This is a genomic window from Alteromonas sp. AMM-1 (assembly GCF_047290655.1).
GTDB lineage: Bacteria > Pseudomonadota > Gammaproteobacteria > Enterobacterales > Alteromonadaceae > Alteromonas > Alteromonas mangrovi.
In genome coordinates, this window is record NZ_JBLBUE010000217.1 from 1 (window position 1) to 5,088 (window position 5,088).

Annotated in this window: 5 protein-coding genes; 3 read left to right on the plus strand and 2 right to left on the minus strand. The window is 43.8% G+C overall.

From position 1 onward, the window contains the following. A partial coding sequence (locus ACLR2L_RS18805) for an aminotransferase class IV (RefSeq protein ID WP_413370379.1) occupies nt 1-798 on the plus strand: 798 nt, incomplete at its 5' end. Between the two features lie 74 nt (nt 799-872). Here the strand turns inward: ACLR2L_RS18805 and fur are convergent. Continuing rightward, the gene (fur, locus tag ACLR2L_RS18810) at nt 873-1,298 is read right to left on the minus strand and encodes a ferric iron uptake transcriptional regulator (protein WP_140957141.1); all 426 of its coding nucleotides are present in this window, start codon (nt 1,296-1,298) and stop codon (nt 873-875) included. A 353-nt stretch (nt 1,299-1,651) separates the two neighbouring features. Between fur and ACLR2L_RS18815 the strand changes: the two genes are divergently transcribed. After that, on the plus strand, nt 1,652-3,658 hold the full coding sequence (locus ACLR2L_RS18815; RefSeq protein ID WP_413370381.1) for a methyl-accepting chemotaxis protein: 2,007 nt from the start codon (nt 1,652-1,654) through the stop codon (nt 3,656-3,658). Nucleotides 3,659-3,933: 275 nt separating this feature from the next. Beyond that, nucleotides 3,934-4,554, plus strand: a complete 621-nt coding sequence (locus ACLR2L_RS18820) for a PEP-CTERM sorting domain-containing protein (RefSeq protein WP_413370383.1) — start codon at nt 3,934-3,936, stop codon at nt 4,552-4,554. 70 nt (nt 4,555-4,624) lie between these two features. Here the strand turns inward: ACLR2L_RS18820 and fldA are convergent. After that, nucleotides 4,625-5,088, minus strand: a 464-nt coding sequence (fldA, locus tag ACLR2L_RS18825) for a flavodoxin FldA (RefSeq protein WP_413370385.1), incomplete at its 5' end; no start/stop codon positions are given.

The following is a 5,088-nucleotide window of genomic DNA, read 5'->3' on the forward strand; positions in this document are numbered from 1 at the left end:
CGGGGCTTTTTATTTGGTGATGGCATTTATGAAGTGGTGCCCAGCTACGACGGCAAGATGGTGGGGTTTGCTCAGCATTTCAAACGAATGCAACAGGGTTTGGCACTGGTAGAAATTAACTCTGCCTTATCAGAACAGGATACAAAAGCGATCTGTCAGCGGCTGATCACGTCCAATCGAGAGGTGCTAGGCAACAATATAGGAGTGTATCTGCATGTGAGTCGTGGTGCCGATACCCGCCGTTTTCACGCCTACCCACAAGGCATTGAGCCTACTGTATTTGCCTTTGCATTTACGCTAACCGCCCCGGCGAAAGCCGATCGCACTATTCATCCCGGTGCTAAAGTTGCCATTACGGAAGATTTACGCTGGCAGCGCTGCCACATTAAATCCACGGCGTTATTAGGGAACGTGATGCATTTTCAGCAGGGATATCGCGATGGCAATGCTGAAACGATCTTGTTTAATCATGAAAAGCAGATTACCGAAGCCAGTAGCAGTAACGTGTTTATTGTAAAAAACGGTGAAGTGTTAACGCCGCCACTGGATAATCAGTTACTTCCCGGTATTACCCGGCTACTGGTGCTGGAATGTTTGAAAAGAGGCGGTATTCCCTGTCGTGAAACCACAATCACGGTAGATCAACTCTACGCCGCCGATGAAGTCTGGCTTACCAGTTCCGGTAAGGAAATATTGCCAGTAGTGCAGGTGGGCAGTCAAACGATTGGCGATGGTAAGGCTGGACCTGTTTGGGAACAAGCGTTTGCACTATACAGTAAATTGAAATTTGAACTGTAGTTCGTGCGGTTTAAGTCTTTGGGAATAAAAAAGGGAGCAGATAATTGCTCCCTTTTTTATTTATAAATCAATAATTAATCAACTGAATCGCAGTTGCCGTCTGTACATTCTCCGTACAGGTACAAGCTGTGGTGAGTGAGTTTGATTTTGTTGTCTTTCGCAATCTGTTCCTGACGCTGTTCAATTAACTCGTCTTCAAACTCAATTACCTTGCCACATTTTAGGCATACTAAATGGTCGTGATGCGCTTTGTGGCTGATTTCAAATACGGATTTTCCGCCTTCAAAATGATGGCGATTAAGAATACCTGCGTCATCAAACTGGTTTAATACGCGATACACAGTAGCAAGACCAATTTCTTCACCTTGCTCAATTAAGATTTTGTATACGTCTTCAGCGCTAATGTGTTGATTCTGAGGCTCTTGCAGGATCTGCAGGATTTTCAGTCGGGGCAAGGTAACTTTAAGGCCGGCTTTCTTTAATTCTTTATTTTGATCCATGAGGCGCCTACGTCTGCTTTAAAAATATCAGGCTATTATAGGTGAGTTAATCAGATTTAAAAGGGTTAGCTTTCAATGAAATGGACTTTATAGACAAAATAATACGAATTTGTCGGCTAAGCGATAAGATGTAAGCTATCTTTATTTAGACGTAAATAAATTGCGCTGAAATATAACGATTTTGTGCCGATAATGTAATTAAAACGTTGCAAAGGAGTGGTCTGTCCTGTTAAATCAGGCAATAACGTAACGCTGTTGATAATTAGCATAATTTAGTCTATTGACTAAGTTAGGTTGCTAATGATTACGAATACAATAATAAAGAGCAATGTGGGAATAAAGCAGGTCAACTCATGCCATTAACCGTCGTTAATAAGATAATTCTCGGATTCGCGTCTTTTGGATGCTTGTTATTAATTACCAGCATCCTCTCCTATACGGGCTTGTCCGCGATTCAATCGTCTGCCGAAGACGTCATTGAAGTAAAAATGCCAGTTCAGACGCAAATGAACGACGTTAATACTGATATTCTTACGCTGGCCACGGTCACCGCAAACGGATTTCACGAGTCTACCAAACAAGGCCTTTCAGATAGTCAGGATGCGTTTAAACGTCGCTCCGAAGCCTTCATTACCAAACTCGATAAACTGGCAAAAATGCTCGGCAGTGGCCAGGTCTCAACTCAGGCAATTGATGCAAGTCGCACTTACGTAACGGAAAGTAACGCTATGTATAATGAACTGGCGCTGCGAATCGAATTTGAACAGCGATTGCTTTCCCATCGGGATAACGTGTTAATGATTGCCGATGAAGCCAGCGCATTAATGCTGGATTTAAGTTATTTGGATACGAGCCAGCAAGGCGTCGAGACCATCATTGGTACAGGCACCAATATCGACAATAAACTGCTAACCATGAATAACGCTATCACGGATTTGTCATCCAGCTTCGACCCTGACGCGACGGCAGTTATTGTGGACGACCTCAGCTATCAAATCAGTAACCTTCAGGTAGACAAAGATTACCTGAACAGGTTGGCTGAACAAGTGGATACACAGGGTACAGTTGATAGCTTTAATGAACAATTTGATAAGTTAATGGATGCAATCAACGGTGCTGAAGGTTTGATATGGATGCAGCAGGAAAAGTTGGATCACGCGGCTAAAAGCATTGCGCATCAACAGGCTGCGCAGGTAGCACTTAAACAGGCCCTGGAGAGCATTGGTTCGTTATATGCGCAGGTGAATGACAGTACCCTTAGTGCACAGCAGAAAATTTTGGATACGGTAGTAGGTGCGTTGGTAAAAACAGCTGCCGTATTTGTTATAGGGCTGATTGCCGCTGTATTTTTAGGGGTGCTTACTACACGCAGTATTGCAAAACCGCTTGTGAAGATTAATCGCGGGTTAACACAATTAAGCCAGGGCGATTTAACGCGCAGGCTTGACCAGTCCGGTAGCGACGAATTTGCCGCGCTGTCTGCCAAAATCAATGCGCTTACAGAGAGCTTGCGAACATTGGTAGGCAATATTATTTCTCAGGAGCATCGCCTGGAAGAGGTGATTAAATCCAGCGTATCGCTTGGCGAAAAAAGCCTGCAACAGGTAGATGAACAACGCGAGCAGGTTCAGGTTACTGCCACCAACACTCAGCACGTCCGTGAGACCAGCAATAACAACCTGCAGCAAATTAACATTGCGATGGAAAAGCTACGCATTGTTGAAGAACAATCTCGCAACATTGCCAAACTAGCCGAAACTAACCGTCAGCAGGTTCTGAGCCAGGCCAGACAAGCAGAAGAATCGGCCAATGTGGTACATCGTCTTGATGAAAACAGCCGCAGTATTGGCAGTATTCTGGACGTAATTAAAACGATTGCCGAACAAACTAACTTATTGGCGTTAAACGCTGCCATTGAAGCCGCCCGAGCGGGTGAACAGGGCAGAGGGTTTGCGGTGGTAGCCGACGAAGTAAGAACACTGGCCAATCGCACGCATAATTCCACCGAAGAAATTGAGTCGATGATTGGCAACCTGCAGCGCGATGCCGCTCAGGCGGTTAAAGCCATTAATCTTGGGCGTGATCAGTCTCAACACGGAGTTAGCCTTACTGAGCAGGTTACTGAACAGGTGGCCAATATCAGTGCAATTATTAATGAACTTAGCAGTATCAATCTTGAGATTGTGAACGATACCCGCAAGCAGGATGACTTGTTAGAAGATGTGGCTGGCAGCCTGCAACGCATTGTTGAATTGGCTGAACTCAGTGCCAGTAGCACGCAAAAAGCCAATGAGTCTACGTCTCAAATTGAAGAAGAAATCTCGGATCTTAAACGGGCGGTTACGCAGTTTAAGTTATAAACTGGCGCAATATTATTGTTGCCTCATTATTAAATACCGCGTCAGTGCCAAGCCAAACTGGCGCGTTAGTACCTCATAGTAGTGCCTTAATTCCTTACTTTACTCCATTTCACATTCTGTTTTTATGTGTCTGATTTTTTTACATCTATTGTTTAAAAAATTTACACTTTGTGTTTTATTGTATTAAATACAATAGCTTGCATGATTGGCATGCAAGTTGATTAACTAGGTTGGTATTAATTGTTTATTGTGTTGTTAAGCTGGAGTTTAATATTATGAAGAAGTGGATGGGAGTGGTTGCATCGTTATTAATGGTAACTGGTCAGGCGCAGGCTAGTCTTATCAGTACGACCTTTGCATCAAATAACGGTCAGGCCGGAAATATGTTTGACGTTGTAAACTTAATAGGTGATGTTACTGTTACCGGATTAGATTTAAATCTCGACAATGGTACACATACTATTGAGGTTTATACCAAATCTGGGTCTTATAGCGGATTTGAAACTACTTCGGGTGCATGGTCTTTGATTGGCTCAAGCGCAGTGGTATCTTCTGGTGCAAATGTTGCCACGTTTTTCGATGTTGCTGACTTTGTGCTAAGTGGATTTACAACAACTGCTTTATACATAACAGCGAATAATACTGTAATGAATTATACCAATGGTACTTCGGTGGGCAGCGTATACGCAGACAATGGCGAACTACAAATTCTGCAAGGTGTAGGTAAAGGATACCTATTTGATTCAACATTCTCACCACGAATTTGGAACGGTACAATTTATTATCAACAAGGCACGATTTCTTCAGAGTCAACGCCAGCACCAGCTCCTGCAGCGTTAATGTTATTAGCTCTCGGCTTAGTAGGTATTGCTTCTTCTCGGAAGCGTGTAAACTAATCAATTTTTTGCAGTTGTGACAAAAAAGCCCGTGTAAAACGGGCTTTTTTGTATTGATTACAAGCGGTTATCAGGCTAATTCAGCCAGACACAGTTCTTCGTGTAACTGCTTGCACCAGGCGCGAACACGCTCATCAGTCAGCTCGGGCTGACGATCTTCATCGATACCTAAACCGACAAAGTGATTGTCGTCTGCCATGCCTTTGGAAGCTTCGAAATCATAACCCTCGGTAGACCACTGCCCAACCAGAATAGCCCCACGCGCTTCAACGATATCCCGAATCATGCCCATGGCATCAAGGAAATATTCTGCGTAGTCTTCCTGATCACCACAACCGAAAATGGCTACCAGCTTGTCGTTAAAATCAATTTGCTCCAGCTCCGGGAAAAAGTCATCCCAATCACACTGAGCTTCACCGTAATACCAGGTTGGAATACCAAAAATCAGTAAGTCGAACTCGGCGATTTGTTCTTTGGTGCTTTTCGCAATATCGTGAACGGCAATCAGATTCTTGCCCAACTCTTTCTGAATCA